This window comes from Paenibacillus amylolyticus (genome assembly GCF_050990605.1).
In the GTDB taxonomy this organism is placed as follows: domain Bacteria; phylum Bacillota; class Bacilli; order Paenibacillales; family Paenibacillaceae; genus Paenibacillus; species Paenibacillus amylolyticus_H.
On the sequence record NZ_CP158832.1, the window covers coordinates 1,843,349 to 1,868,872 of the forward strand.

The 25,524-nt window shown below is 35.2% G+C and carries 28 protein-coding genes; 22 read left to right on the forward strand and 6 right to left on the reverse strand.

Annotated elements, in window-relative coordinates; genetic code table 11:
• Positions 1-92 precede the first annotated feature (92 nt).
• Entirely contained in the window at positions 93-824 is a 732-nt protein-coding gene (locus ABTV53_RS08475) for a BRO-N domain-containing protein (RefSeq protein ID WP_433752280.1), read from the forward strand.
• Positions 825-949: 125 nt separating this feature from the next.
• Here ABTV53_RS08475 and ABTV53_RS08480 read toward each other — a convergent pair whose 3' ends face one another.
• Both ABTV53_RS08480 and ABTV53_RS08485 read right to left on the reverse strand, forming a co-directional pair.
• Entirely contained in the window at positions 950-2,680 is a 1,731-nt protein-coding gene (locus ABTV53_RS08480; protein ID WP_433752282.1) for a hypothetical protein, read from the reverse strand.
• Positions 2,681-3,332: 652 nt separating this feature from the next.
• Positions 3,333-3,572 (reverse strand): helix-turn-helix domain-containing protein, encoded by a 240-nt coding sequence (locus ABTV53_RS08485; RefSeq protein ID WP_433752283.1) that lies wholly within the window; start codon positions 3,570-3,572, stop codon positions 3,333-3,335.
• A gap of 199 nt (positions 3,573-3,771) precedes the next feature.
• Here ABTV53_RS08485 and ABTV53_RS08490 point away from each other — a divergent pair, with 199 nt between their 5' ends.
• From ABTV53_RS08490 to ABTV53_RS08560, 15 genes are all read left to right on the forward strand, one after another.
• Positions 3,772-4,191, forward strand: a complete 420-nt coding sequence (locus tag ABTV53_RS08490; protein WP_433752285.1) for a hypothetical protein — start codon at positions 3,772-3,774, stop codon at positions 4,189-4,191.
• A 191-nt stretch (positions 4,192-4,382) separates the two neighbouring features.
• Positions 4,383-4,715, forward strand: coding sequence for a hypothetical protein (locus tag ABTV53_RS08495; RefSeq protein ID WP_433752287.1), 333 nt, complete (start codon positions 4,383-4,385; stop codon positions 4,713-4,715).
• A gap of 18 nt (positions 4,716-4,733) precedes the next feature.
• Positions 4,734-5,045 (forward strand): hypothetical protein, encoded by a 312-nt coding sequence (locus ABTV53_RS08500; RefSeq protein ID WP_433752288.1) that lies wholly within the window; start codon positions 4,734-4,736, stop codon positions 5,043-5,045.
• A gap of 136 nt (positions 5,046-5,181) precedes the next feature.
• Positions 5,182-6,261: a hypothetical protein gene (locus ABTV53_RS08505; protein ID WP_433752289.1), complete on the forward strand. Its 1,080-nt coding sequence runs from the start codon at positions 5,182-5,184 to the stop codon at positions 6,259-6,261.
• Between the two features lie 12 nt (positions 6,262-6,273).
• On the forward strand, positions 6,274-6,870 hold the full coding sequence (locus tag ABTV53_RS08510; protein WP_433752291.1) for a hypothetical protein: 597 nt from the start codon (positions 6,274-6,276) through the stop codon (positions 6,868-6,870).
• 124 nt (positions 6,871-6,994) lie between these two features.
• The gene (locus ABTV53_RS08515; protein ID WP_433752293.1) at positions 6,995-7,546 is read left to right on the forward strand and encodes a hypothetical protein; all 552 of its coding nucleotides are present in this window, start codon (positions 6,995-6,997) and stop codon (positions 7,544-7,546) included.
• 9 nt (positions 7,547-7,555) lie between these two features.
• On the forward strand, positions 7,556-8,827 hold the full coding sequence (locus tag ABTV53_RS08520) for a hypothetical protein (protein ID WP_433752295.1): 1,272 nt from the start codon (positions 7,556-7,558) through the stop codon (positions 8,825-8,827).
• A gap of 547 nt (positions 8,828-9,374) precedes the next feature.
• On the forward strand, positions 9,375-9,938 hold the full coding sequence (locus ABTV53_RS08525; protein ID WP_433752297.1) for a hypothetical protein: 564 nt from the start codon (positions 9,375-9,377) through the stop codon (positions 9,936-9,938).
• Between the two features lie 225 nt (positions 9,939-10,163).
• Positions 10,164-10,457, forward strand: a complete 294-nt coding sequence (locus ABTV53_RS08530) for a hypothetical protein (RefSeq protein ID WP_433752298.1) — start codon at positions 10,164-10,166, stop codon at positions 10,455-10,457.
• Between the two features lie 30 nt (positions 10,458-10,487).
• Entirely contained in the window at positions 10,488-10,805 is a 318-nt protein-coding gene (locus ABTV53_RS08535; RefSeq protein WP_433752300.1) for a hypothetical protein, read from the forward strand.
• A gap of 34 nt (positions 10,806-10,839) precedes the next feature.
• On the forward strand, positions 10,840-11,358 hold the full coding sequence (locus ABTV53_RS08540) for a DUF262 domain-containing protein (protein ID WP_433752302.1): 519 nt from the start codon (positions 10,840-10,842) through the stop codon (positions 11,356-11,358).
• A 226-nt stretch (positions 11,359-11,584) separates the two neighbouring features.
• Positions 11,585-11,944, forward strand: coding sequence for a cyclic-phosphate processing receiver domain-containing protein (locus tag ABTV53_RS08545; protein WP_433752304.1), 360 nt, complete (start codon positions 11,585-11,587; stop codon positions 11,942-11,944).
• A 42-nt stretch (positions 11,945-11,986) separates the two neighbouring features.
• Positions 11,987-12,628 carry a hypothetical protein gene (locus ABTV53_RS08550; protein ID WP_433752305.1) on the forward strand — a complete coding sequence of 214 codons (642 nt, stop codon included), beginning with the start codon at positions 11,987-11,989 and terminating at the stop codon, positions 12,626-12,628.
• Positions 12,629-12,705: 77 nt separating this feature from the next.
• Positions 12,706-13,311 carry a hypothetical protein gene (locus ABTV53_RS08555; protein WP_433752307.1) on the forward strand — a complete coding sequence of 202 codons (606 nt, stop codon included), beginning with the start codon at positions 12,706-12,708 and terminating at the stop codon, positions 13,309-13,311.
• Positions 13,312-13,335: 24 nt separating this feature from the next.
• Positions 13,336-13,974, forward strand: coding sequence for a hypothetical protein (locus ABTV53_RS08560; RefSeq protein WP_433752309.1), 639 nt, complete (start codon positions 13,336-13,338; stop codon positions 13,972-13,974).
• Positions 13,975-14,141: 167 nt separating this feature from the next.
• Here ABTV53_RS08560 and ABTV53_RS08565 read toward each other — a convergent pair whose 3' ends face one another.
• A complete protein-coding gene (locus tag ABTV53_RS08565; protein WP_169480515.1) occupies positions 14,142-14,327 on the reverse strand; it encodes a hypothetical protein in 186 nt (61 codons plus the stop codon).
• Positions 14,328-15,084: 757 nt separating this feature from the next.
• On the opposite strand from ABTV53_RS08565, the gene ABTV53_RS08570 reads away from it, so the two are divergent.
• Complete coding sequence (locus tag ABTV53_RS08570; protein WP_433752311.1) at positions 15,085-15,696, forward strand: recombinase family protein; 612 nt, start codon at positions 15,085-15,087, stop codon at positions 15,694-15,696.
• A gap of 119 nt (positions 15,697-15,815) precedes the next feature.
• Here the strand turns inward: ABTV53_RS08570 and ABTV53_RS08575 are convergent, their stop codons facing one another.
• The 3 genes from ABTV53_RS08575 to ABTV53_RS08585 form a co-directional block, all read right to left on the reverse strand.
• A complete protein-coding gene (locus ABTV53_RS08575; protein ID WP_433752313.1) occupies positions 15,816-16,247 on the reverse strand; it encodes a helix-turn-helix domain-containing protein in 432 nt (143 codons plus the stop codon).
• A 156-nt stretch (positions 16,248-16,403) separates the two neighbouring features.
• Positions 16,404-16,697, reverse strand: a complete 294-nt coding sequence (locus tag ABTV53_RS08580) for a DUF4258 domain-containing protein (protein ID WP_433752314.1) — start codon at positions 16,695-16,697, stop codon at positions 16,404-16,406.
• 380 nt (positions 16,698-17,077) lie between these two features.
• Entirely contained in the window at positions 17,078-19,096 is a 2,019-nt protein-coding gene (locus ABTV53_RS08585) for a recombinase family protein (RefSeq protein WP_433752316.1), read from the reverse strand.
• Positions 19,097-19,611: 515 nt separating this feature from the next.
• Between ABTV53_RS08585 and ABTV53_RS08590 the strand changes: the two genes are divergently transcribed.
• The 5 genes from ABTV53_RS08590 to ABTV53_RS08610 all read left to right on the forward strand — a co-directional run bounded on the left by ABTV53_RS08590 (position 19,612) and on the right by ABTV53_RS08610 (position 25,429).
• On the forward strand, positions 19,612-20,322 hold the full coding sequence (locus ABTV53_RS08590; protein ID WP_433752317.1) for a helix-turn-helix domain-containing protein: 711 nt from the start codon (positions 19,612-19,614) through the stop codon (positions 20,320-20,322).
• A gap of 75 nt (positions 20,323-20,397) precedes the next feature.
• A complete protein-coding gene (locus tag ABTV53_RS08595; protein WP_433752319.1) occupies positions 20,398-22,731 on the forward strand; it encodes a hypothetical protein in 2,334 nt (777 codons plus the stop codon).
• A 466-nt stretch (positions 22,732-23,197) separates the two neighbouring features.
• A complete protein-coding gene (locus ABTV53_RS08600; RefSeq protein WP_338593225.1) occupies positions 23,198-23,374 on the forward strand; it encodes a hypothetical protein in 177 nt (58 codons plus the stop codon).
• Between the two features lie 24 nt (positions 23,375-23,398).
• Complete coding sequence (locus ABTV53_RS08605) at positions 23,399-23,845, forward strand: hypothetical protein (protein WP_433752321.1); 447 nt, start codon at positions 23,399-23,401, stop codon at positions 23,843-23,845.
• Entirely contained in the window at positions 23,846-25,429 is a 1,584-nt protein-coding gene (locus ABTV53_RS08610; protein ID WP_433752323.1) for a hypothetical protein, read from the forward strand. It abuts the gene before it with no gap.
• Positions 25,430-25,524: the final 95 nt, after the last annotated feature.

The following is a 25,524-nucleotide window of genomic DNA, read 5'->3' on the forward strand; positions in this document are numbered from 1 at the left end:
TGATGTAAGGATGGAATACTGCCTGCTAACAGGTTGAATGCAGACTGTCGCTTGCACATAAAATATAAAACTAGAATAGGATGATTTGATTAGTGATTAAAACTTTTGAGAATGAATTGTTTGGACAAATTAGAACGATGATGAGAAATGAAGAGGTGCTTTTCAATTTGTATGATGCTGGAATCAGTTTGGGGTATACAACTGTGTCAAAAGGTCGAACCTATCTTCACAAAAGCCGAGTTGTAGATATATCTAAAACTCTTGGTATTACTGGGTTGTACGCTGCGTACAACTTTTCTGTGCTTGAAATCTTATCTGAAATAGATTTCGACAATACCTATATTTCGGAAGAAGATCTTTATGATTTAATTTTCGAATCCAAAGCAAAAAATTCTCGCCAGTTCCGCAAATGGGTAACAAATGAAGTCCTTCCTTCAATTCGTAGGGATGGAATGTACATATCAGATGAAGCAACACATGAGCAAGTTAAGTATAATGTTTCAAACTTCATGACTAATCTGGATGATTACAATATCACTAAGCTCTATAGTCTTATCGAAGAGTTCTTAGCATTTCACAGACAGCATAAGACACGCCTACTATATAAACGGAAGAATTCTAAACATCATGGAAACAAGAAATTGAAAGATCACATTGAAAGTATGGAAGATATCCGAAATGAGTTAATTAGTTTTCTTGATGCTAAGATTCAGCAGTTCAATGACTCACGTCAAGCAGGTCTAGCTCAAGAATATGTAAGGATTAAAGGTATGGTTGGATTGAAAGTTGAGAATATGCGCTATAGAACTGCAGCTTGTAGATAATACATAGAATAATCGTTTTAAGGGAGTTAGCTTTCATTTAAGGTAACTCTCTATACATTCTCTAGATATTTTAAATCAATCAATAAAAGAAGCAAATGATGTCGGCTCTCTTTGTAGTTTGTTTTTTAATTATCATCTAGCTTAAGTAGTAATTTATAAATGGGCCACTCCTTAAAAGTTACCTGTTCTTCTGAAGTCAAAGCTTCAATTGCCATTTTTGCCTCATCTGGATTGTTTAATAAAATACACGTACAAGCATAAAGGTTATGATCTCCTCTAACAAGAGCATCTCTTTTCTTGTAGATCAGATTTACTCTCTCTTCTTTTGACAATTCTTCACCTTTCCATATTTTAATTTGGTATCTATTGATTAATATTGCGTCATTATTTTCTAGAACAGTACCAACAACTTTGTCATAGATATAAAGAGCTAAATCTAAAAGTTCATACTTTCCAGACATCGAGGAGGCCTCAATACAGTTTAAGCAGAATCTATCTGTATAGGCATGTACCGTAGTGTTCAGAAATGGATTGAATTGGTCAAATGTGTTTTTAATCTCCGTTAAATCAAGATTAAGTGCGTATATTAATGCTTCTACTTCAAGTAGAACATAAGGGCTATGTCTGAATCTTTCTCCATCATCACTTTGAATCTCAATTTTCATCAAAGAAACGTTTGGACTGAAGGCATTGTACACTCCCCCATTCGATTTCAGCAATATAATTTTATATTCTGCTAGATCAAATGTAACAAAGCCTAATTTATATCCATCAACAATTCTGTGGTCTTTGTAATGTATAAGATTAATTAGATGATGAAGTTGCAATAAAAAATTATCGTCGTATTTCAATTTTGTGTCAAAATCTATATTTAAAAAATGAAAAGTTGCTTGCAGATCGTCTAAGAAACTTTGGTAATCCTTCCATTCGTCTATCATTCCTGAGAAGAAAGGAAATTTGAAAGATTGGTTTAAGAATTGTACCTCTTTACAGGAGAAAAGATCAAAGAGAAAGGGCTGCAATTTTAACTGTGCCGATAATGAGCGCACTTCTAAATGACGGTAGGAAAACTTCCCTATTTTAGTATCAATATTAATTTCAAATGCATCTTCTAAATTCAGAATCAAATTAGTGTCTTGAATCTGCAATTTTGTGGAGAATATGTAATCATTATTGCCTGTTGAAAAACTTACTCTTCCACCCATTTGTATCTCGTCTAGTGTAGCAAGTGATAATGGAATGTGTACATCATTTTTCATGCCATATAAAGCAAATTTCTCTTTAAATAAGCTATCCTCATCAACTGGGTCAAGAGAGGATAGCTTATAATTTTGAAAATCAGAAACAGCAAATGCTCTCTCAGTAATCAACTCTAAGGGTTGTCTATTTCGTTCTTGTAAAAAATTTAAACAAACATTATAAAGTGTGATTTCTTCAAGTGGGCGCAATTGAATTGTTCTTGACTTCTGACTTTTAAATCTTCTTAAAATGTCATTAATCTCAAGAGGCAATAGTGATTTGTAAAATAGTTTTACAGTACCATTACTTCTTACTTCTCCAACAAAAAGGATTACTCCACCAGTTTGAAAGAAATTTGCAATGTCATCCATTTCAAAAGCATACGATATAACTCCACTGGAGAATTCAGACACCCCAGTTGATTTAACCTGGACGGGAGCCTTTCCTAAGAAGGATGCTTTTTTCTCACTAGTATCTGAAAACACATCTATGTGTCCATCAAATGAAACAGCCTTATCTCCAATCGGGATTTCTGAAACCAGTCTTGGAGTAGATTGGGCTGCAAGCAACGTAATATTAGTTACTGCAATAATCTCTTTGGCTGAATTAGAAAGCATAAAATACACCACTTTCACGATAATTAGTAATTATAATTATACCATGTTTATGGCGATAACCAGTTATGAATAAGATGTAAACTGAACTAATCCGACCTGCTGAAAGTTCGTTTAACTTTGATTACCTTACTTCGTATCATTAAATTATAGTTGGTAAAAGTTTTTCATTTTATTTTACGTCTGTTGTTTAACATGATACAATCGGTCTAGACTCACTTTTCTAATTTTGGGGATTGGGTATAAGTAATTTAGGGCAAGGGAACACTTAACCAATTAGGCAACCTTTTCTTTATGAAAAACCAAATTCACATAGAAAAATAACTATGAAGAAGCCTTAGAAATAGGGCTTTTTTTGTTTGTCCAAATTTTATATTGGAGGTGATCTGGATTAATTAACATGCAACCCTGTAATCTAACTTTAATGTGTGGCTTGTAATAACTGTGTAGTACATTGTTCAGATTTCTTAAAATTACTTTTTCACATCTTTCCAACCATCCATATCCTTTATATATTAATTCGCATTTATGTGAAAAAGTATCTCTGCTTTCTTCTTGAACTAGGCACTCGTCAATTTGTAGAAGATTAGAGGCTTTTGACAGAATGTCAAAACTGTATTACGAAGCCCCACCTCGAATCTCCAGAGATGGGACCTTATTTAGCTTGATTTTTCGTTGTGATGGTAGCTGATTGAGAATCATCTGTTTCAAAAAGTTCATCAATTTTAAGGTTTAATGCGTTTGCTACAGCAAACAGGTTTTTGATGTTGTGTTGTTCGGACTTATCGAATCTAGAAATGTATGGTTGTGGTACTCCCGCAGCAACAGCCAGTTGTGATTGGGTGATTCCCCTTTCTTCACGAATTTTATTAAGTTTGCCTTTATATGTGGTCACGTAACTACCTCCTACTGTGTTGATTTATATTATACAATAATCAATATATATTTAAAATATAATTGACAATACAATATTCAGTACTGTATATTGAGGTTGACAAGGGGAACCACAAAAAAGAAGAACTCTGAAGAAGCGATACATATGGCATTGGCAATTATCATTCCATCCATTTCACCCAGTAAAGGAGCTATCTACCATGATAACGGACTATATCAGACCAATTTGGACAATTGAAGAGGTTATTGTTGATTGCAACGTAAGCAAAAAGGCTATTGCTCTTATCGACAATATTAGATCTATCTTAGTTACTGAAGAGTTGCGCTATGAGTTCATGATGCGTGTTCCATTTGATCCCAATGGGCACCAAGTTTTCGATCTTCTACAAGAAATGAGGAAAGAGCAACTTTGTCTTAATCCAATGTCAGATGAGTCGTTTCTTGATATGTACTTGTTAAATCCAATTCAAGCGTTACGGCAATATTTTAAACATAGCATTGTCCCTGCACATGAAGAGCGTATAAAGCAATGGAACATCGATCTAAAAGAGTTGGTTAAACTGAAACAAGCGGATTACTCAATTCATCTTAATAGTGCATTGACAGCGTTATATAAGTAAATTCAATTTTGTCATTAACATTTACTCGAACGGATAACGTTGTGACGTAAAATATCTTATGAATCTGATTACAACAAGATTATACATAAAAATTCTGTGAAATGACGATTTGATTCACATTTATAAGGTAGTACCAAATTGGTAGTGAGTTTTGAAATAAGCACAGTTTGTGACGAAAAGGGGATAAACATATGAAACCAATACAATTTATCAAGAACCTAATTAAAGAGCATCGTTACAAGCGTTATGAAGAAGAGTATTACAACTTATCAGAGCAAGAGCAATCTTACTGGACACTAGATACTTTTCAGATGCAACGTGAAGCCATTGATGTATTCTTCAGATATCCTTCACCATGTGCTATGCTCACATTAGCATTACTGGATCGTGCAAGACAGCCACAATGGACAGTGTTAATGAAGGTTATGGATACTAAATTGAGACAAAATCATAAGAGACAATCCTTTGTTCTGGAAACGATGTACACAGAGATTCTTGAAGACACATTGATTTCAGCGGCATAGGAAGGGGATATAAGTTGGATGTTTTATGAAGAAACACTGTTTGAAACGATAATGAATTTGGAGTACAGGGATGTTCCGTATCAGTGGGATAGAAAGTTAAATAATCAGGAGAGTGCAAAGGCAATCAATGAAAAGAAGTTTATCAATCTAAGACTTACTAATAACAGTACAACTGACTTGGATACTTTTTATCATGACTTGGTTAAAGAGGGATCACGATTAGACATCACAATTGAACGTAGGATGAAGATTAGAGAGGAACTCACATTGATCAGGAAACAGAAACAATTAATGGATAAGGCGATGAGTAAACAGGATATGCATAGTTAAAGGATGGTGCAAAGTTGCGCTGTCCTTTTTTGTTATTTTGTTATCTAGTAATACATTTGCCCTGTTCAAGACAGTATTTCAGAGATATTCTGTAAATAAAGTGAGTTAACTAACAGAAAATTGAGGAGGGTGAATTATGGAGTATAACTTTTTACATGATAAACACTGGGAAACTCAAGACTATTTGCTTTATATATATGATGTTATTGCTGATATGCCTAGAAAAGCTGATCAATACAATTTAACCAGTGTTACTTTGAAGTTTGACAACGAAGAAGCAGCACATTCTTTTGAGAGTGCAGAAGACATGTTTGATTGGATGGACAAAAATGGATATCATGAAACCTCGGTTAAGATGTTTGTAAGTCATATGTTTTTCAGTTTGCTATCAGATTTCTGTTTTTACCTATATGAGTCATTAAGTTGCGCCGAAAGAGGAAAGGTTTCAGTTGCTTATTCTCTGCTCAGAAAGCCAATCCGTGACAATCTATTATACTTGGAGTGGTTGCTAGATGATAGCGAAGAGTTCTATAGCACTTTTATGACTAAATCTGCTGAGCAGTATGATGTAGCTAGTAAGAAAATATTTGATGAGTCAAGGATCCAAAAAATAATGGATTCTGCAGCTGAAAAAACGTATATGGGTGAGAATCTTAATAAAAACAACTTAGTTTATACACTTAGATTTAATAATAAAGAGCTAATTGGTTTGCCAAGAATTTGGAGCCAGTCTATGCACCTTGTAACTACTTTTTCTCGGAACTATTTAACTGCACAAGGAAACCTTAATTTTATATTTGCAGATAGTGATAATTGGAATGAGTATTGGGATTACTACTATCTAGTTATGCCAATGTTAATAACATATTCGCTTGAAATTTGCGAAGCGCTTTTTATAAGTATAACTGATGTAACTGAACTTGAGTTACTGTTCAATCGCTCTGTACGTTATGCTAAGTACGGCAAAATATCACCTGACTTTGATAGTGCTAAGAAGATAGAGAAGGAGCCATATAAAATCTTGGATTTGGCAAAGGAAACAGGAACTAATATTTTCCTCACCTGCGATCATTGCAACAAAAGAGTTTTAATCAGTCATGAGCTAATGAATGGAATAATTAATAATTGGAGCATTAAGTGTACTGAATGCCTGGAAGAATTGAGTGTTTGTAAATATATTTTAGGAATCGAAGTTACAGAGAATAATTTAATTTAAGGAGGAAAGTGCATGTCAAACGAAGATTTCTCAGTAACTCAAGAGGTTGATGAGTTACATGCTGTCATTATATTTAATATAGAGTTAAGCAAAGAATCAGATAGAGGATGTGTTCTGTTAGCTGCCTCTTACTTGGATAATTGCTTGAAGGATTTATTAGAGGCTAACTGTATAGATGATAAAGATGGTTTCAATGATTTATGTAATGGGACAAGTCCGCTCGCATCTTTTTCCGGTAAAATAGAACTTTGTTATTTACTTGGTCTTATATCCCCTGATGCAAAGAGGTATCTTCATTTAATTAGAAAGATACGGAATGATTTTGCTCACTCGATGGAAATTATATCATTTAGTACAGAAAGAGTGGCAAACAGATGTAGAAATTTACGTATGGAAGCATTTCCTAAAGATATGGATTCTCCTCGGGATATTTTTATGACTGCTTCATTTGGAATTGCTGGCTATCTCATGGGACAAAGGGATAGCTCTGAAAAACCTTCAATAGGGAAGGATAGTTTCGGGAATTTAGAACAACATAAAGCATACATGAATGGTAAAGGGAACAAATTGAAAGATGCAATCATCGATAGATACTATTTAAATGACTAACAAATTCATTCCCCAAAAGCACCTTCCTGGTGCTTTTTTATTTGGCCTAAGTTGACAGAGAGCCAGAGTATAAAGACCTATTGTAAGTGGTATAATATTCCTATCATATATAATGAGTGAAAGGATGGCACGAAATATAGAAGATTTACTATCAGAACTGACTGGTATTTCATCAAGAATGGTTTTGGATGATTGGACGTGGAGAGTTTTCGGTTATAAAAAAAGACCTAAAAGAGGAGCCTTCTTCACAAAGTTCATTAACAAATCCAAGTTAATCAGAGAGACTTTTTTAATACGAGAGATTTTTATTATGAGCAGCTCTTCTGGAATTATTGAATTATCAAAAAAGGTTGATGATGAGATATTGTCAAAGTGGGTCAAGTCTATGGTGGAAGAGTTACTTGACTATGAGGGAATGACGGGAGCTTTTAGGTTCAATTCAAGAAGAGAAGCGGAAAATTACATAATAGATGGTATTTATGATTATCTGAATGTTGAGTTAGAAGAGTTTAATTCGGCTTTTTTTAATCGGGCAAAAATTTACACTGAAAAATATATAAATAATGGGTGGTTTGTAAGTGCTGCTCGACTTGTAATAGAGTCACATAGTCCGATAGTTATCATAAACGAACTAACGAAAAAGTTACATGATGATCAGATTGACTATAAGTTGTAGGAGGAAAAAATGAGTCAAAGAAAAAAACTAAAACCAACCGGGTTAACAAGTAAACTTAGAGATATCCCAAGTATAAAGAAAATTGATGAAATGGTTCAGGGCGCAAAAGCCTTTGAACAAGCGATACCAGTGCTTGAACCTTTTTTAGATATGATTGGTGTTGATGTAGATAAAGTAAAGGAGGGATTTGGGAAAATTGATTTTGAAAAAGGTGAGAAATTATTGAGTTTGCCAGATCGATTTAATGAATTGTTCGTGGATCACGGATGGATCATCTACGACACAATGAGCGCTACTGTAGCAGAAAATGCTATTGAAAAAGCTGAAGCAGGAGATTTCGCAGGAGCAGAAGAGGTCTTGATTAATTACTACAATAAAGAAACAATTGAAATGAAACTACTAATTGACTTGAATAAAATAAAAGCATTCGAACCTCGTATACGTTTAATAAAATTAGCATTAGATGACTATCTAGCAGGAAGGTATCACGCCTCCATTCCAGTTGTTTTATCGTTAACGGATGGACTGGTAAATGATCTGCATCCAGACCATAGTGGGATTTCAGCAGAAAAAAACACGTTACAGGCATGGAATTCTATTGCTGCCAATAGTCAAGGGCTAGATAAACTAAAGGGCATATTATTTACAGGTAGAAGAAAAACTAGAACTGAACAAATTACACTTCCTTACAGACACGGCATACTTCATGGAACTGATCTAGGTTACGATAATATTACTGTAGCAGCGAAAACATGGGCACTACTTTTTGCCGTAGGTGATTGGGCAACAAAAGTTGAAAAAGGAGAAATTGCTGCCCCAGAAGAGGCTCCAACAATGACGTTATCTGACTTAGCAGAGAGAGTAGAAAAAAGCGAGTCTTTAAAAAATTGGATGCCTAGAAGTTCCATATCTACTGATCCAGAAAATTTTGAAGTGGATTCTCCAGAATATGCATTGAATGAATTTTTGAATTATTGGATGAAGAAGAATTATGGGAAAATGGCAGAGATACTCCCGCCAAGTAAAAGTGAGATAAAACCGCCTTTACGAATTAAAAAACATTTTAAGGAAAGATTCCTTAAATCATTTAAATTTAATTCAATTGATGATGTTGCTCTGGGAAATACAACTATTGAAGTAAATCTAGAGATAGAAAAAAGAACGCGAGTAGAAAAGAAAGATTACCGATTTATTATGTTGTCTCAAGATGTAAATGGAAGAACTGTTAGCAGAAACGATGAAAATGCAATATGGGTTAGTAATGATTGGAAAGTATTCTGATAGAGTCATTGATACTTGCAAATGATATTACTTTGGCTAGAAGCTGTCCAACTACCTGGATTCAAGATTAAATTCGGCACAATTTTGGGGCAATGTCATGTCCTTTTCACGGTATATCTGAGAACATTCTCGTAATGGTCTGTGGGACAATCAGTCCTAGAGTGAACGATTCCCTTAAAAGTGATACGTTCGCCTTTGAGGGCGTTCGTAGTTTGTCCCTTTTAGAAGGTAAGACCATATCCACCTGCATGCTGAGTGACTATGTACACCATATCCACGGTTTTTAAGGTCGTGGTTGTTCACAGCAACCTGAAATGGCCCCCTCCTTGAAGAAGGGGCTCCTTACCACTTCAATCATGTGCATCATCTTGGTTATATGATACTCCACGAATTCAGCCAATCCCAAATAGGATTTACCTAATCGCCTTTCCCCACCGTATGGGGAAAACAACCCACCTTAAAAACTCTTGCCTGCGTGAGCGTAAAGTCCAACTTGAACGTGTCGAATGATATAATATTCCTATCATACATAGGGAGTGATTAGATAGTGGATTGGTTAATGTCTGTGTGGAAAAGTGGTGTAATTGGGAGCGTTGCAATGCCACTGATAGCAGTATTTATAGGTTGGTTTCTTGCTAATTGGAGGGCAGACAGAAAAGAGCGAAAGGATGAAAAGAATCAGCGCATTAAGTTGCTACATATGCTAAGACATGAATTGAAAACTGTAATTACACACTATAATGCAAAGAATAAGTATTACATTAAAGAATCGTTAACAGGAAAGTTGATTGTTAACAATCCGTTATTTAACGTAAAGGAACATAAAGCTATGTTAAATGGTTTATGGGAATATTTAAGAGGATATGAATCATTGAACACAGCTATTGACACGATCCCTATGCAATTTGCACCAATTCAGACAGCATTATTAAAAATGAGTCCAGAGCCTTCAGGATCATACGACTGGACAAAATATAAAGTGTTATCAGATAAGTTTGTAGATGAGGAAATAGTGCCTATAATTGATGAATCAGTCCAATACATTATTACCGCTGCTAAACCACTATTGGAAGAGTTAGAGAAACAAATCAGGTTGATTGAGAGTAAGTAGTAAGCTGATAGACTTGTCCATGTGGATGAGTCTTTTTCTATTTATATATAAGGTGACATTTTGCTTCATAAAACATAGGTAGGTGGACACTTGTTGTTGTATAATTGTGGTAGCAAAGTTAAATGTACTGTGAGATGCAAGTGTAGTATGTACAAATAAGTCATTATTATAAATTTTAAAGATATTCTTACTGAAATAATACTTTCATTAAAAGGGTGAATGATCATGCTGTATGACATTAAATCTTATTCAGAGGAATCAGGTAAGCCACTTAAATGTACTATTAAGGCTCTACATAAGGGTGAATTAGTTCGCAAGGTAACATTGGAATACGGAGGAATTTATAAAGTTGTTCCTGATAATCCAAACAAACTCAAACATCGAGACAAAGTGGGTATGTTAGTGGGATTTAAAGTAGATAGGTTAAATAATCCATTGAAAGCTAGAATTAAGTTTGATGAAACTGGCAGGATAGGCTATGTTGAGCTTGAAGATCTACATCATTTTAAAAATGATTAGATAAAACAATATTACCAAGAGGTGTCTTAATTGATTACTTATGAAAAACTCTTTGAAATGCAGGTTGAAAGGAATTTGATAGGTAAGGGTTACGAAAAAGAAGGTCAGATTGATAAAGCAATTGAACTGTATGAGGAAAATGTTAATGAGGGTTTTGAGGGAAACTTTCCGTACGATCGCTTATGCATTATATACAATAGAATGAAACGATATGCTGATGGTATAAGAGTCTTGGAAAGAGCAGTTAATATTTTCGAAAATGAAGTCAATAAAGGCAGAGGAGATAGACAGTCAAAATTAGATAAGTTCAGAAAGCAATTAGAAAAAGCAAATGAGAAGATAAAATGACTGTTTGATTGAGACTGTAGAAAGGAGATGAAATATGAAATTTAAGGACATTGAGCCATACATACAGTGTAATAATTATTCTGTTGATATTTCTTTAAGATCCTTGGAGAGTACAATCGATGATTATATCGAGGAAATGGGACTTGAGTTAAATCCTGATTTTCAACGTGGACATGTCTGGACGGAACGACAACAGGAACTTTATATAGAGCATTTGCTACGCGAAGGCGTGTCAGGCTTAGATATCTATTTTAATCATACAAACTGGCAGAACACAAGCGGAAAAGGTGATGGTTGGTTTGTATGTGTAGATGGATTGCAACGGCTTACAGCATGTCTCAGGTTCCTTAAAAATCAAGTCGAAGCTTTTGGTTATCTTTACAAGGACTTTGAAGATAAGATTCCCATGTTAATCCGTTTGAGTTTTCATGTGAACAACCTGAAGACACGCAAAGAGGTTCTTGAATGGTATCTACAAATGAACAACGGTGGAACTATCCACAGTCAAGATGAGTTGGATCGAGTTGCTGAGTTGTTGGCTGCTGAGTCTTAATCAAATGGCTATTTCAACTTAACAGTATTGGAGTGGACGAAGAATGAGCAATTTTTATCTAGGCGACAGAGTTATCACACCAGACGGAAAAGGGAGCATAGTCGAATGTAGTGGTCTTTGGTACACAGTGAAACTTGAAAAGCAAGGAGAAATTAAATATTACACTGAGAGTCAAATGAAAAGACAGTAAGTAAAAGATGTGTTTCAGAGGAAAGGATGTGCGACCATGACAGATAAGATTAACCTCTATGTAGACGACCTCAGAGACTGTCTAGAAGGCTTTGTGGTCGCTCGTACATATTATGAAGCAATACACATTCTTAAGACTAGAGAAGTGGCTATTCTAACATTAGACCATGATCTCGGTGAGGATGTAGATGGTAAAGAGCTACCCAATGGATATGACTTGGTTAAGTATTTTTGTGAGCATGGATTAAGGGCAGATAAGATATACATACATACTGATAATCCTGTAGGACGACAGAACATGTATGAGACACTGTTAGCAGCTCAACGAAGAGGGTTCATTGCAGAGGATATTGAGGTCTATCATTATCCGATAACGGTGAACAAGTATTCTGGATAGTTGACGCAAGTTATCTTATAAAACTCTTTGGGAGTGATCGGAATGTTGATCATGGGATTGGCCGAAAATGGAGTAGATTCATTTAAGGCTGCTTTTCTCACAATGCAAAAGATCAAGATGCTAGAGGATGGAAAAGTACACAATTTAAAAGATGCTGTAATGTCGTTAAATCATGGAATAGAAATACTTTTTAAGCTGTTTTTAAAGGATTACGATGAATATCTTATATTTACAGATCTCGATAAATATATGACGGCAAGAAAGATAATGTTATCAAAAGGACTGTCTAATGTTTTCGAGGCAAACCCACTTCTCAAAACTATTACATTGAATGAGGGAATCAGAAGAGCCAAATACTTATGTGGCTATGATATATCAGAAGATTTTGAGACAGTTGTTCAGTATTTAAACAAAATAAGAAATCAATTTATGCATTACGAAATTAGTCTCACCAGTGAGGAAGTACAGGAACTTCTGTTAAAATTACAGATTGGTTATGAATTATCTTATGATTTTTTTGTTGAATACAATGAAGACCTTAGAGATATGTTTGAGGATGCAAGATATGAAATAACCATAGATGATTATTCCGACGAAATTGCTGAGATGCATCGTAGTTTGATTGAGGAAGATCTTGCTGAGCAGGCATACGATAGATACTTAGAAGAAAAGTATGGGATATAAATTTGTTAAAAGGCATGTTCTATAAAAAGTGTATCGAACTTTATAATTAAATATATCAGCTTAGGGAGAAATTATTCATGATGAATTTTAAGTTCTATTTATCTATATTAGCACTCGTGGTGTTAATGGCAGGATGTTCAGAGAAGAGTGCAGAGCAGCCTGTTATTCAAGAACAATCTAAACTAGAGGCTAACCCCGTTGAAAACTCTATTGAAGATCCTGCCAACGATAATGAGACAGGATCTTCAATAGATGAAGCGGTTGTGGAAGCAAGCGAAACAAATGAAACTAAAGAGGATGCTACAGTAACAAGCACGACAGAAGTTTCCCAGATCGACACATCAGTTTTTGTATATGCTCAAGATATAAAAGTTACAGATGCGTTAGATATAACAAAACATATAGACGTAGTTGTATACATGAGCGAGGATGTAGGGAAAGGGCTGGCTGTGCAACATGTATTCACACAGTTGTATGACTTTTTACAGCAAGCTAAGGTAAAAGAAGCCGAGACTGTGACTGTTGGAATAATGAGCGGGGATTTTAGAATTGCACAAATTACGGTTGATATGGGTAAGTTTGAAGCAGGTGAACATTTTATCCGTTCTGTAATGGATGCTTCTAAAATCGACAAAATGGATGATGATATCAGAGAGTACGGGGAATCACTAGAACTGTGGTAGACAAGTCAATGAGACGCAAGTTTTATGAAGGGAAAGATATGGATGCGACCAGATTTTAAAAATTTACCTTTCTATGAGAGGCCAGATTTAACACCGTACCTTATACATCTTACAAAAAACACTAAAAGAGATGATGGATACGGTGCCTTTGCTAACTTAGTGAACATTCTAAAAACTGGAGAAGTTTATGGAAGCGGGAAGAAGGGATTTGTCAGAGGAGCCAAGAAAGCAGCGTGTTTTATGGACATTCCATTTATGTCGTTAAAGTATGTATTAAATGAAGAAAATTGTAATGATGATGACCCAAGGTATGAACCGTTTGGAATAGCATTCACAAAAAAATGGGGGTACAACAACGGATGCAGACCAGTGCTCTACCTGTCCAATTCAGAAAGTAAAAAGCTGAATATTCCAGATGACGAATTATGGAGGATTGTTAGATTTGAGGTTGATAAAAAAGGCTGGATTAGTTGGCTTCATGAACGTGAGTGGAGAGCAGAAGGGGATTTTAGATTACCTAACGATGCAATTGTGCTCGTAAAAAACACTAAATATGCAACTAAGTTGTCCGAACATATTATTAAAAATCCAGATGAATATGCTATCAAACCAAGGGCAATCCTTCCACTTAATGTGGTATGTCAAGGTCTGTATTACCTATAAGATGTAGATATCCATAAAAAGGGCACTCAGACGAATTTATCTGGATGCCTTTTTGTGACTCATTTTTTATTGGCTTTGAGGTACATCAAGAGAGTTTGAACTGAAATACCAAATAGACAATTTAATCTGTAATCAATTCCTTGGGCTTACGCTTTTAAAAGTACTCATTATGGAGAGCTTTTTACAAAGAAGTTTTTCAGTGCTTCGTGAGATCTTTTATGATCTTCTGAATCACCTGAGAATTTGATGGTCATTTTGATTCCTCGTTTGTTTTTATCAATAGACAAGAGTTTAGAGCCGTCAAGATTCTCCTGGTAATCGTAAATATCTCCTAAGAAAGAGACTTTTTCCATGTAAACTAAACCTCCTATGAATACTATTGTTATTTAATATATTCAACTTGCTTGGAGATTATACTAGTTATTTATAACTTTCAAATGGTATTGTGATTTAGTCATCCAGATGTATAGTTATCAAAGTCCTTGATTTTAATCGTGAAAAAATCAAAATATTGCTTAAATAAGTCTTCATTTTAAATAATCCTGTTACTATACGATTGAACTTTTGGAAAACGCTGAAATTCCTTGTCCTGCCTACGTTATTTGATATTTCAATCGTGAAATTACAAAATTTTCTAATTTGTTAAAATCGTTGCTACGACTAGCATTTTAGGGTGTTGATGGTCATTCTACGATTGCGTTTACGATATAGGATAAATTGACCTGAAAAAGAAGCTTAAACGTTGATTTAACTGCATATATGGTCAGTTGTTGTATCGTACACGATTGGAACCATGATCTATGAGAATTAATCTGTCGATTCAGTCAGAATCAGGTTACAGAGACGGATTTCTAAGACAGGCTCACACTGTCCCAAGGGACTTCGTAATTTTCCGATGTTGTTCCAGTACCATATTGGTACGTGCCTACGATTGAAAGGGTATGGCTAAAAGTATACTTTTTGAAAGACTCTTTCCGTGTATGTCAAAAGTATATATGGTACATTTCAAATAATATAAAAACATAAATGAAACATTTCATAAATATCTATATATGTTTTGAAACAATTTTGCTATAATAACTTAACGACATAGCAGAAGGTGGTTGAATTATGGGAGAGATTAGACATCATGGTTACATAAGAGTTTCGACTAAGGATCAGAACGAAGCAAGACAACTAGAAGCAATGAAGGACTTAGGAATATCGGAACGGGATTTCTACATAGATAAGCAGAGTGGAAAGAATTTCAACAGACCACAGTATCAAGTAATGAAAAATGCTATTCGTAAAAACGACATACTGTTTGTGAAGGAACTGGATCGTTTAGGACGAAATGCACAGGAGATTAAAAAGGAATGGGAAGATATTACCCAGAACATTGGAGCTCACATTGTTGTGTTGGACATGCCTCTCCTGGACACAAGGCAGTATAAGAATGGATTAGAAAAAGTGATATCAAGTATCGTTCTTGAGTTATTGTCATATATGGCTGAACGTGAACGTGAGAAGATTAACGGTAGACAAGCCGAAGGCATCGCTGCTGCTAAGAATAACAATGTAGTGTTTGGCAGACCTAAGCAAGCAATTAACGAGGAGTTTAAGCAAGCATACACAGAATGGAAGCAAGGTAGTATCACAGCAGTTGAAGCTATGAGAATGGCAGAGATGAAGCCCAACAGTTGGTATCGTAGAGTAAAGGAATATGAACAAACATTAGCCTAGGTCATGTGCTTAGGCTTTTGTGTTGTTTGAGATTCATCTCTGAACATAATCAAGTTTGTGATGTGTTAAAATGAAATTGCCTTTTGTTGTAGAGAAAAAAAGGACTCATTTAGAGTCCCTCACTTTAAATAAAACTTATCACTTTCTTGATGTATAGTTTTAAATTCAAACACACTATTAACTGGCTCACCTATTGCGGAAGCAACTTTAATCATTGTTTGTACATCTAAGTTGTAATCGTGGAGTATCTGATTAATTCTTTGCTTGGTTACTCCAATTCTTTTTCCTAACTCCTCTTGAGTTATCCCTTTATTCTTACTAACTTCTTTAGCGCGATTATCAAAACCGCCTGAACGGAATATGCTTAATTGTTTATCAATGTATCTATTTGCATTAGGAGTTAAGTATATTTCATTACATTTGTTACATTGAATTGCAGGAATATTTTCTATTACCAGTACTTTATTGAGCTCTTTATGTTCCATTGTATAATTAATCTCAGACAGATCCTCCGACCCACACATTACACATTTGCTTATAATACTACTCATATTAACTAAATAATCCTCCTCTAATGTACTAATGAATCCTCTAATGTACTAATGAATCCTCTAATGTACTAATGAATCTTCTAATGTACTAATGAATCTTCTAATGTACTAATGAATCTTCTAATGTGCTAATGAATCTTCTAGGAAGGATAAGCACTATGAGTGCCTATCCATAACAGTAATGATAATAATAAGTTCAGATAGGTTGAACTTTATCGCCAACCTGTGGTTATGTAAGCCTCCTTCGATTTTATAAGATGTAATTCCATCCGGATTTTCTTCATCAATCCGTAAGATTTGGTTAACGTTTGTAAGAATGTCCTTTACATCTTCATCCGTTAAACCTCTTTCGTTCATACGTTGCCTAGCATGTACTAGCAAAACGTATTTATCTTGGTTTGCTAATGAGTGTATCAAGTTAATGATATCCTCATGTTCTTTCTGGGTCATGTATTCACCTCCTAACCCATAAGTCAATTATACACTTTACTGTTAAAGTGTAAAGAGTTAACTTTACTTTCGATGTGGTGGACAAGTAGAGAAGGTAGAAATATGTCCAACCATTAAGGCCAGGCTACATGTTTTTAAGTTTATACAGTAACCATGGCTTACCGAATAAAGGTATGGGGGTACATTTACACCAAAAATCGGGTTGTAATTTCCAGTTACTCTGCTAGCACATCTATCCAAACAGTAAGGTTATTACATGTTCACGATAGGAGGGGCTATTTTAAAACTTAAACCTATTAATAATTGGAGGATGGTGGCCTAGCACATCTGTTTCTACACCATAGTCAAACTTGAACGATTGAAGTTATATTGGAACCGATCTACCAGATTTCTAACTTTTCTACGTACGATAACCCTAACTTGCTCATATTTTCTTCGAGCACCTGTTTACAGTAAGTTGGACTCAATCCATGTTCCTTGTAAATTCGAGTAAAAGCTAGTCCATCAACATAGTGTAAATCGTATATCTTCTCAAAGTCACGAGCACGTCTTTTTACTCCTCTTTCTTTAGTTGTAAGCAAGATGGCTCCCTTAGCCTTAAACATTTGCTTAATAGTCCACCAATCTGTTTCAGTGGCTTCCGCAATTTGTTCAAAGCTGAGCAAGTCTTCGTTGTACATTTTCAGCATCTGAGGGTAAAGGTGTTCAATATTCTCCCATTTAGGAGGGGGGGATTCAACTACCCACTTAAGCTTATCGAATTTGACTGAATCAGAGACGTAGGTATCACTTCTAATTAAATGACTCTTAGAGGTGAATTTGTAGAATATCTCAATACGCTTACTATCATGTAAGACTATTTTATCGACGAGGATGCTCAATACTTTTCTTGCGTCTTTCATCTGTAATTCATTATTAATGATATTTTGATATTTTTTTAGCAATGGCCCCCCTGGTGAAGTATTCTTATTTTGTCTTTTGTTCAGCTCTAAATTGTCTGTGATTAAGCTCAGCTCTTTGTTTAGTTCGCTAATTTCAGTATCTACTGGTTCCAATTTAATAGAAAGATCTTCTTTGGATTTAATGATCCCTTCAGCGTATAGGTCAATGTATCTTGCCTTAGAAGATTCCTTATCTTTAATCAATTTTCCAATGTCATCTCTGTTTCTCTCCAGTTCTTTTACTTTGGATACATCAGAAATTCTTTCTAGCATCTTATCTATTATCGTTTTAGGATTGTCTATCAACCTCAATACTTCACTCCAGATTAAAGAGTCTACCATATCTACTCGCCAATTTTCTCCCAAGCAAATCTTGTTTGGCTCTCCTGTTTCAACGCTGTAGGATTTTCTTGTTTTTCTTGTGCAACTATAATATTTCAACAATCCATTTTGTGTCCTAGATGTAATACCCGATGAAACTGCTGCTCCACATCTTCCGCATCTAGCAATCCCTTTTAACAGGTAATCTTCAGATGGACGACCACCATTTTTTATATTACCGTCTAAGCACTTCTGTAAGCGTCCAAATGTAATCTCATCAATATAAGCAGGTATAGTTATCTTTTGCCATTGATCTCTAGGACGTGGTACTTGTCTTCTTTTCCCGTTCTGTTGTTCTACCTCAGTTTTACCATAGTAGTACGTTCCCATATAAGACTCATTTCTGAGTATTCTACTGATGGTCGCTTGATACCAATTATCTCCTTTTGGTGCAGGATGTTTCTTTTTAGCTAAATATGCCGCAACCTCAGAACCGGTTGAACCTTCTAGTACCATATTAACCATTGTCAGATATCGCTCTTTTTCATACTCGTTTTCAACAAGGGTGTTCAGATCTTTATCATAGGTATAACCGTAAATACGATTCATTCCCGGTATTTTATTGTTAGAGACCATCGTATTTCTACCACGTTTCGTATTGGCTAGAATCTTAGCTTTGTTATACTGAGCAATAGAGCCTTGTATATTGTAATTGAGCATTGATTCTGCATTTCCTTTTTGCAAGTCAAACTCAACGAAATGTAGATCACAACCCAACTCCCATATCCTATGTGTGATCTGTTGTTGTAAATGGAGATGTCTACTCAATCTATCTGGGTGCAAGAATATGACTTTGTTCCCGAGACCTTTTTCAAGCAGAAACAAGATGTAGTTCAGCATTGGACGATTAGGATTATCTCCAGATTCAGCCTCTTCCCTCAGTACAATAATTTCATTTTCATCGATATCAAACTTCGCATTGGCTTCCTTTACACATATCTCAATCTGCGACTCTAGTGAATAGTTATCAATTTGAATGTCAGATGATACACGAGTATAAACAATAGCCCTAATCTTACCGATCAAGGCTGTAATTTCACTTCTATCTAACTTTTCATGATCTTTGAGTACTCTCATTGAAAATCAATCCTCCGAATTTTGTTTGTTTTCTATCATGTTCTCAACTGAATAATTCAGAAGAGCAAATTCCATCCAATTGAGTAGTTGCTCTTCAATGAGCTCTTCTGGAACTGCAAGGTCGGAGAAATAATCTTATATTCATACCTTTTCTTATATCTCATAATGACCACCTTAATAAGAATCGATTACTACTTGATTTTATTATTGCCCAATTAAAATAATCTATTCTTGTTACCGCTAGAGAATGGTGTCCTCCAGCTGACGATATTGCTGTCCGGGAATTGCCTATGAATTAGTAGTAACAACATAGGGTTGTATGGGATAGATGAGTTTAATGCAAAGAAAACTAAGTGTACAATATTTCCTCATTGAATATTAAAACGAAGCGTTCAGTAATTCTCTATAAAATGGAATATAAAGAAGTTTCAAAAATGTGTTGACTAATCGGTTAGGCATTTGTTATATTGTATTTAAGGGGTTTGCCTAACTGATTAGCCAAAGGCGGGGGAGAAATGATTGGTCTTGAATTTATAGTGAAAGTATACAATGGTACGTACAAAAAATTAGCCGAGAAACTAGGTATTGCCTCTCCGACAATAATGGGTTGGTTAAGTAAAAAAAGACCAATTCCACAATCAAAACTTGAGGCTCTATCAAAAATGTTCGGGATTGATGAAGTTTACTTTCAAAAGGAACTATCGGAAGTGGAAAAAATCCAGATAGAAATCAACTATCTCAACAGACTTTCAAAAAGAGATTCTGTACAAGTTCCTATCCAAATTATTGATGAAGAAGGTATCAAACATGAAGTTTTTGAAATGTTCGACCCACATGAGCAAGTTATTCGAGCCATGCATGAAGAACTTGCGATACAGAAACTAATCTTACGGTTACGGGGCGTTCTTTATAACGAGTCAATGACCAGTGAATTTACTCTAACAAGCCATTTTAACTTGGTAAGTTCTTTATGCGATTTTCTTGAAAAGGATATATATTATGAAAATACAAACAATGGAATAACAGTCGAAGATAATTCAGCCGAAGTGAAAGCAATCGAAACACTACTTTACATATTCGAGAATAAAAATCGACTTGCATTTGGTATCCCATCAGAAAATAGTTTTACCTTGGAATTAGAAGAATTACTGTATAAGCACAAGTTACTGCCTCCAGGTCATGTTCTAGGATTCAAAGAAGATCCGTTTTTTAAAGATGTTGAGTAACTGTTACTAATAATTGCTCTTTGATAATTGAATATCTTTTAACCAGTCAAACATAGGAAGGAGAAGTATATCTTTTTGAATATTGAAAAGACCAGGGAGTTCTTTGAAACCGGATTCGGTAGTGGAAAGATTAATTTTGAGTACATATTAGAAGGAAAAAAACATAGTAAAGCGTACAAGAGTAAAATGAAATATTATAGCAAAGAAGCTATTAAAGAATTCGAAGAATGGAATGAACAAGGTTATGGAATATTTTATCTACCTAATGGTGGAGGTTATAAAAATGAAGAAATAACAGATTTTCGGGCGTGTTTTGTAGATATAGACATAAAAGATGAATTGGAACATGAAATTGTGGCCTCAGGCTTCACAGGAACACGAAATGATTTGCAAGAGTTAGTTAAGGCAGGGTTTAGCTCTTTAAACAAGGAACAAAGATCTAGTTATAAGCAGTCATTTAAAGAGCGCATAATTGAGTTGGAAGAATGGGGGATTCCACCGAGTGCTGTTGTAGAAACGAAGAATGGCTATCATGTGTATTATTTACTTGAAACTGGAGCTCAAAAACATCAATTTGAAACACTAGAAGGATTACTGATATACACATTTAATGCTGATGCGGCAGTCAAGAATCCAGCAAGATTATTAAGGGTGCCCAATACACTGCATTTAAAGGAACCGAATGATCCATTCACGATAAAGCTTGGAACATTTAAAAGAAACATTAGGTATGATGCAGAAGAACTTATTGTACGTCTAAGAGAAATCATTGAAAAAGTAATCATTAAAATGGACTCGCAGTTATGTGTCAATCGAAACAAAGCACCTACATACAATAATAAGTTACTTCCTTCTAAGAAGGGACTTCCAGCTAGAATAGGTATAGATTACTCAAACATAGACATTGGGAACATCTCACTGATAAGCCGTGGGTTTGAGGGTTTACCAGAATTAAAGAGTAGGCTAGGTGTAGATAACCAGCCTGAGCTTTGTTACATTGATCGCAATGATATCAGACAATTTTTAAAAAGACAGAATTTAAAACAATTACTGGGGATAGAATCTGATCGTTTTCTTTGTATCTTTCACAATAGTAGCAATTCAAGCAGTGGAAACATCTACAAGTATGAAGACAAGTGGTTTTACAAATGCCATTCGAGTAGATGTGGTGTCCATTATGATATCGTGCAAGTAATAGAACGAATGACAAGATTACCTATACATAAAGCATTTGATTATTTAAAGCAACTATACAACATAGCTGAGGTCAAAACAGAATGGCAAATGGATCAGGAACAGTTGATTGATTTTAATATCGAATTTCTTGAACGGTTTAAGTATGACGTAGATTTACATAACAACTACCCATTTTTGAGTAAGTTTTTACGAACAAAGGGTACACTCAGTCTTCTGATTCAGATACACGAAGTTGCAAGGAGAAAGTTACCCCAACTTGCGACAATGAAAAGTCTAGAGGTCAAGAATACCAATGCAATAGTGTTTGCACCAATTCGAAAAGTTATTGAAGAAGTGTTAAGTGATGACTCAAGCGCTCAGAACATTAATAAGGCTAATACCAAAGTAATTATTATGATTTTCATGTATTTGCTCAACACAATAGGTATAGATGAGTTACCCGATGAGATGCAAAAGAAGGTAAAGGAGTACCAGAAGAGTTCTTTTAGAAATGGAGAGACATTTAGAAATTTAGCCAGATATTACGAGATCGTGAGTATGGATACAGAGCGACTTATGCTTGCTGAAGAGATGAGTAAGTTTTTTTATTCTAACCATTTGACGATTTCGTGTTTTAAAAGGGAACAGCTTCTTGGTCTATGTGGAGTGGAGGAAGCAAATCGTGTTTTCCCTGAACGTGTAGAGGAGGACATTTCTGAGATGAATCAGAGACTTTCTGACTTAATATACAAATTGGTTATCAAGAAAATAGGGGTTCAGGGCTGGACATGTGACTCAGAGGTAGTTGAACTTCTAAGAATGGAGAATATTGATTACAAGCAATTGTACAAAGACAATTTCAAGTTTAATTCGAACAGGAAGTCAGAACTGGATTTACTAGAAGTAAATGATTATGATGAAGGATTTCAATGTTGGTTGAATACATTTTTACTGAGGAAAATGGGAGCTTACATGCCTGTAATATTAGTTAAAACAGGATATTTGAAAGCAAGAGTTAACAAAAAATTGAGAAGAAGATTAAATATTCCATTACATATTAAAGGTTCTGTGTATCATCAGATAGTAGATTCGGAAGAAGATAACGATGATAAGGCATCAAAAATTAGAAGGTTGAAGCAAAATGATACAAGTTTATCAAACTCTAAGATTGCTGAGTTAATGAGCTGTTCGAGACAATATGTATCCAATGTATTGAAGAGACAAAATAGATGATTACTATCATTATAGTATTAATATTGCTTGTCAACTAAATTGTCGTTATAAAGCACCCTGTATCATTAGACTAAAGAATAGTTAACTCTATGTGGTGCTTTTAGATGCTCATTTAGTTGACAGATTTTATGCTCATTGAAAGGAGGTGAGTAAGAAATGTAGGAAATAGGGCCTCCAAATTTTTACGTTTTTAATTCTCTGAATTAAACTGACTACACAAGGTTAACGAATTCCAAGGCAGACTCTTGGAGCCTATGAATACAATTGAACGGGAGGGATGAGATACGTGGAAGGTTAGATAGATGTGGTACAGGTTAATGCAGCGGATAAGCTGGAAGTGATCCAGGAAGAATTAGCAAGGACATAGGGATGAAGGAGAGCATTAGGTAGCAGGGACGAAGAAGAGGGAATAACCGTAGATCGTGAGAGTCTAAAATAATACATAATGAATTGGAGATTTGTGAATATGAAAGTGAAAATCATACTGAAAGATGGCAGAGGCATTGTAAGTAGAACAAGCGATTATGGAAGAGAGCACATCGACGGAATGTTGATGTCCATTGAAAATGATTTTGATATGTATGTGGAAGGAAATTATGTATGTAAAGGTAATGAAGTAAAAGCGCTCTTGGTCGAGTTTTAAGTCATAAATGTAAGGAGATTTTTTTTGAAAATACCTAATTATCATATACCATGGTTGGGGAAGTATATCCTCAACCTTAAGATGAATGCTCAAGGAGAAAGAATGAAAAAGCGTTTCCTAGACGATATACTTTCTCCATTGAATGACACATGGAATAAGGAAATTGAGAGTCTTACAATGCTACATGCGGAGAGAGACGAATATGGGGATTTAATCATTCTTGAATCAAATGAAGTTGGAGATAGGCTTGCTATGAAAGACAAGGAAGCATTCATTAAGGATTACAATGATCTTGCCCTAGAGAATGCGTATATTCCTACTGAGGGAGAAAACGAAGACATTGTTACTCATATTGTGAAAATGTTCCTTGAAATGGAGTGTCTTGCTCAAACACCAGAAGCTTATGAGATATATGAGCACTATCGAAATAAATTCACTGAATTTCTAAAAGATAAAAAGGGAGATGTCTAATTGAGTTATTGTCAGATCATGTTTAACAAAGATTTTCTATATATGGGTGCTGATACGGCTATTTCTTCTAAATTGAACGGTATATCATACCGTCTACATAACAAAGGAGAGAAGATTCATCATGTTGATGATATGATTATTTTTTCTTCGGGGGATGCAGATTTATCAAAAATCATTATCGATGAGTTCAAGACTAAGGAAGACAGAAGCATCAATACATTGAAGGAAACCATAAAGTATTGGTTTGAGCGCTACTATCTTAAACGACCGGGTGTAAAAGAAATAGTTGATAGCGGCAAGATAGTAAATATGACAGTTGTCGCAAAATTTGAAAATGGTTCTCCTGTGTTATATGAGCTGGATCAAAGAAGTGAATTTGAGATTAAGAAGATTAAGGCTCATGATAAGGTCGCATACTACAATGCTGGTGTGAACTGTAAATATGATAATGAATATTTCATAGATCAAACAGAAACAGCAAATGATGTTTTTGAAGCTTACAGAAATACATATGCTAATGCAAGCAGTGAGAAAATTGGTGGAAAATTGGAACTGTACGTTCTAGCAAAACAGGGCATTCGCAAGATTCTTGATGAGAAAATTGAAGAAAAACCATTCCAGTGGTATCCGGGTGATAGAGGAGTCTATGACAACATCGAGAACATTAAAAAAATGATTGAGGCACATGCACAAATTGAAGGATCATCCCTTACGTTACGTGATGGTACAGGAGTGTTCAAGATTTTTCCCCGCATTGGGATGTGGGCTGGATCTGAGAATTTCCATGATGCACCGTTTAGTGTAGACCTTTTCGGGAACTTGGTAGCGCATAAAGGTAAATTTATTGGCCCAGCGGGAGACGTTATTATTGATACAGAGGCTGGATATATGGATATGGATAAACTGGACATTATCAATGTGGGTAAATTGGTAGCTGAGATGTTAGAAGTTAATACAATCCTTGCCGATGACGGATATATTAACAATTTGACTGTTAATCGACTCAAAACGATAGGTAAGGACGCAGACGTTGGAGAATATATTGATTACATTGATATCCAAGATAATCGTACTAGATATATTACAGTGCAAGTCGCATCCAAAGAACAAGCGAAAGATTCCCGTGATCGACTACTATACTGGCAAGACAGTGAGAAACGTATACTGACTACTGAAGATACAGGTATCATTGCCTACTCATATGGACTTCCTGAGGAGAACATGAAGATCAAGCGTGAGATCACCTTTGATGGCTCTGGCGATGCGGCTCAGCCAGTTGAGAAAATTGGTACAGGTGATGGTGGAGCTAATGATCGAGCTAGAATGGTTAACACAAAGTACAATGGTGGATACAAGCAAGTTTACAAGGCATCTAACAATGGACGAATTCGGAGTGTTGACTTATCGGATGATGGAATTGATATGAATTCAGAAAATGGACGTATTTTCATTACAGCCAAGGAGTTGACGGCAATGGCTGATGGTGGTCCCGTTAAGGTGGGGAACACCAATGGTTATATTGAGATTACAGCAGATGGAACGTTTAATTTCCATGGTAAAGGATTCAACTTCTTCACAAACTAAAATCTAAGCACTAAACCCTAATCAACCGATAGTTATGGTATAGTTTTTTATAAGAATAGCTATACCATAACTATTCTATCGGAGGGGTACATATT

Coding starts and splice junctions, on each gene's coding strand:
- ABTV53_RS08480 (WP_433752282.1), bottom strand. CDS start 2,680: ATGCTTTCTAATTCAGCCAAAGAGATTATTGCAGTAACTAATATTACG.
- ABTV53_RS08490 (WP_433752285.1), top strand. CDS start 3,772: ATGATAACGGACTATATCAGACCAATTTGGACAATTGAAGAGGTTATT.
- ABTV53_RS08495 (WP_433752287.1), top strand. CDS start 4,383: ATGAAACCAATACAATTTATCAAGAACCTAATTAAAGAGCATCGTTAC.
- ABTV53_RS08500 (WP_433752288.1), top strand. CDS start 4,734: ATGTTTTATGAAGAAACACTGTTTGAAACGATAATGAATTTGGAGTAC.
- ABTV53_RS08505 (WP_433752289.1), top strand. CDS start 5,182: ATGGAGTATAACTTTTTACATGATAAACACTGGGAAACTCAAGACTAT.
- ABTV53_RS08510 (WP_433752291.1), top strand. CDS start 6,274: ATGTCAAACGAAGATTTCTCAGTAACTCAAGAGGTTGATGAGTTACAT.
- ABTV53_RS08515 (WP_433752293.1), top strand. CDS start 6,995: ATGGCACGAAATATAGAAGATTTACTATCAGAACTGACTGGTATTTCA.
- ABTV53_RS08520 (WP_433752295.1), top strand. CDS start 7,556: ATGAGTCAAAGAAAAAAACTAAAACCAACCGGGTTAACAAGTAAACTT.
- ABTV53_RS08530 (WP_433752298.1), top strand. CDS start 10,164: ATGCTGTATGACATTAAATCTTATTCAGAGGAATCAGGTAAGCCACTT.
- ABTV53_RS08540 (WP_433752302.1), top strand. CDS start 10,840: ATGAAATTTAAGGACATTGAGCCATACATACAGTGTAATAATTATTCT.
- ABTV53_RS08545 (WP_433752304.1), top strand. CDS start 11,585: ATGACAGATAAGATTAACCTCTATGTAGACGACCTCAGAGACTGTCTA.
- ABTV53_RS08550 (WP_433752305.1), top strand. CDS start 11,987: ATGTTGATCATGGGATTGGCCGAAAATGGAGTAGATTCATTTAAGGCT.
- ABTV53_RS08555 (WP_433752307.1), top strand. CDS start 12,706: ATGATGAATTTTAAGTTCTATTTATCTATATTAGCACTCGTGGTGTTA.
- ABTV53_RS08560 (WP_433752309.1), top strand. CDS start 13,336: ATGAAGGGAAAGATATGGATGCGACCAGATTTTAAAAATTTACCTTTC.
- ABTV53_RS08565 (WP_169480515.1), bottom strand. CDS start 14,327: ATGGAAAAAGTCTCTTTCTTAGGAGATATTTACGATTACCAGGAGAAT.
- ABTV53_RS08570 (WP_433752311.1), top strand. CDS start 15,085: ATGGGAGAGATTAGACATCATGGTTACATAAGAGTTTCGACTAAGGAT.
- ABTV53_RS08575 (WP_433752313.1), bottom strand. CDS start 16,247: ATGAGTAGTATTATAAGCAAATGTGTAATGTGTGGGTCGGAGGATCTG.
- ABTV53_RS08580 (WP_433752314.1), bottom strand. CDS start 16,697: ATGACCCAGAAAGAACATGAGGATATCATTAACTTGATACACTCATTA.
- ABTV53_RS08585 (WP_433752316.1), bottom strand. CDS start 19,096: ATGAGAGTACTCAAAGATCATGAAAAGTTAGATAGAAGTGAAATTACA.
- ABTV53_RS08590 (WP_433752317.1), top strand. CDS start 19,612: ATGATTGGTCTTGAATTTATAGTGAAAGTATACAATGGTACGTACAAA.
- ABTV53_RS08600 (WP_338593225.1), top strand. CDS start 23,198: ATGAAAGTGAAAATCATACTGAAAGATGGCAGAGGCATTGTAAGTAGA.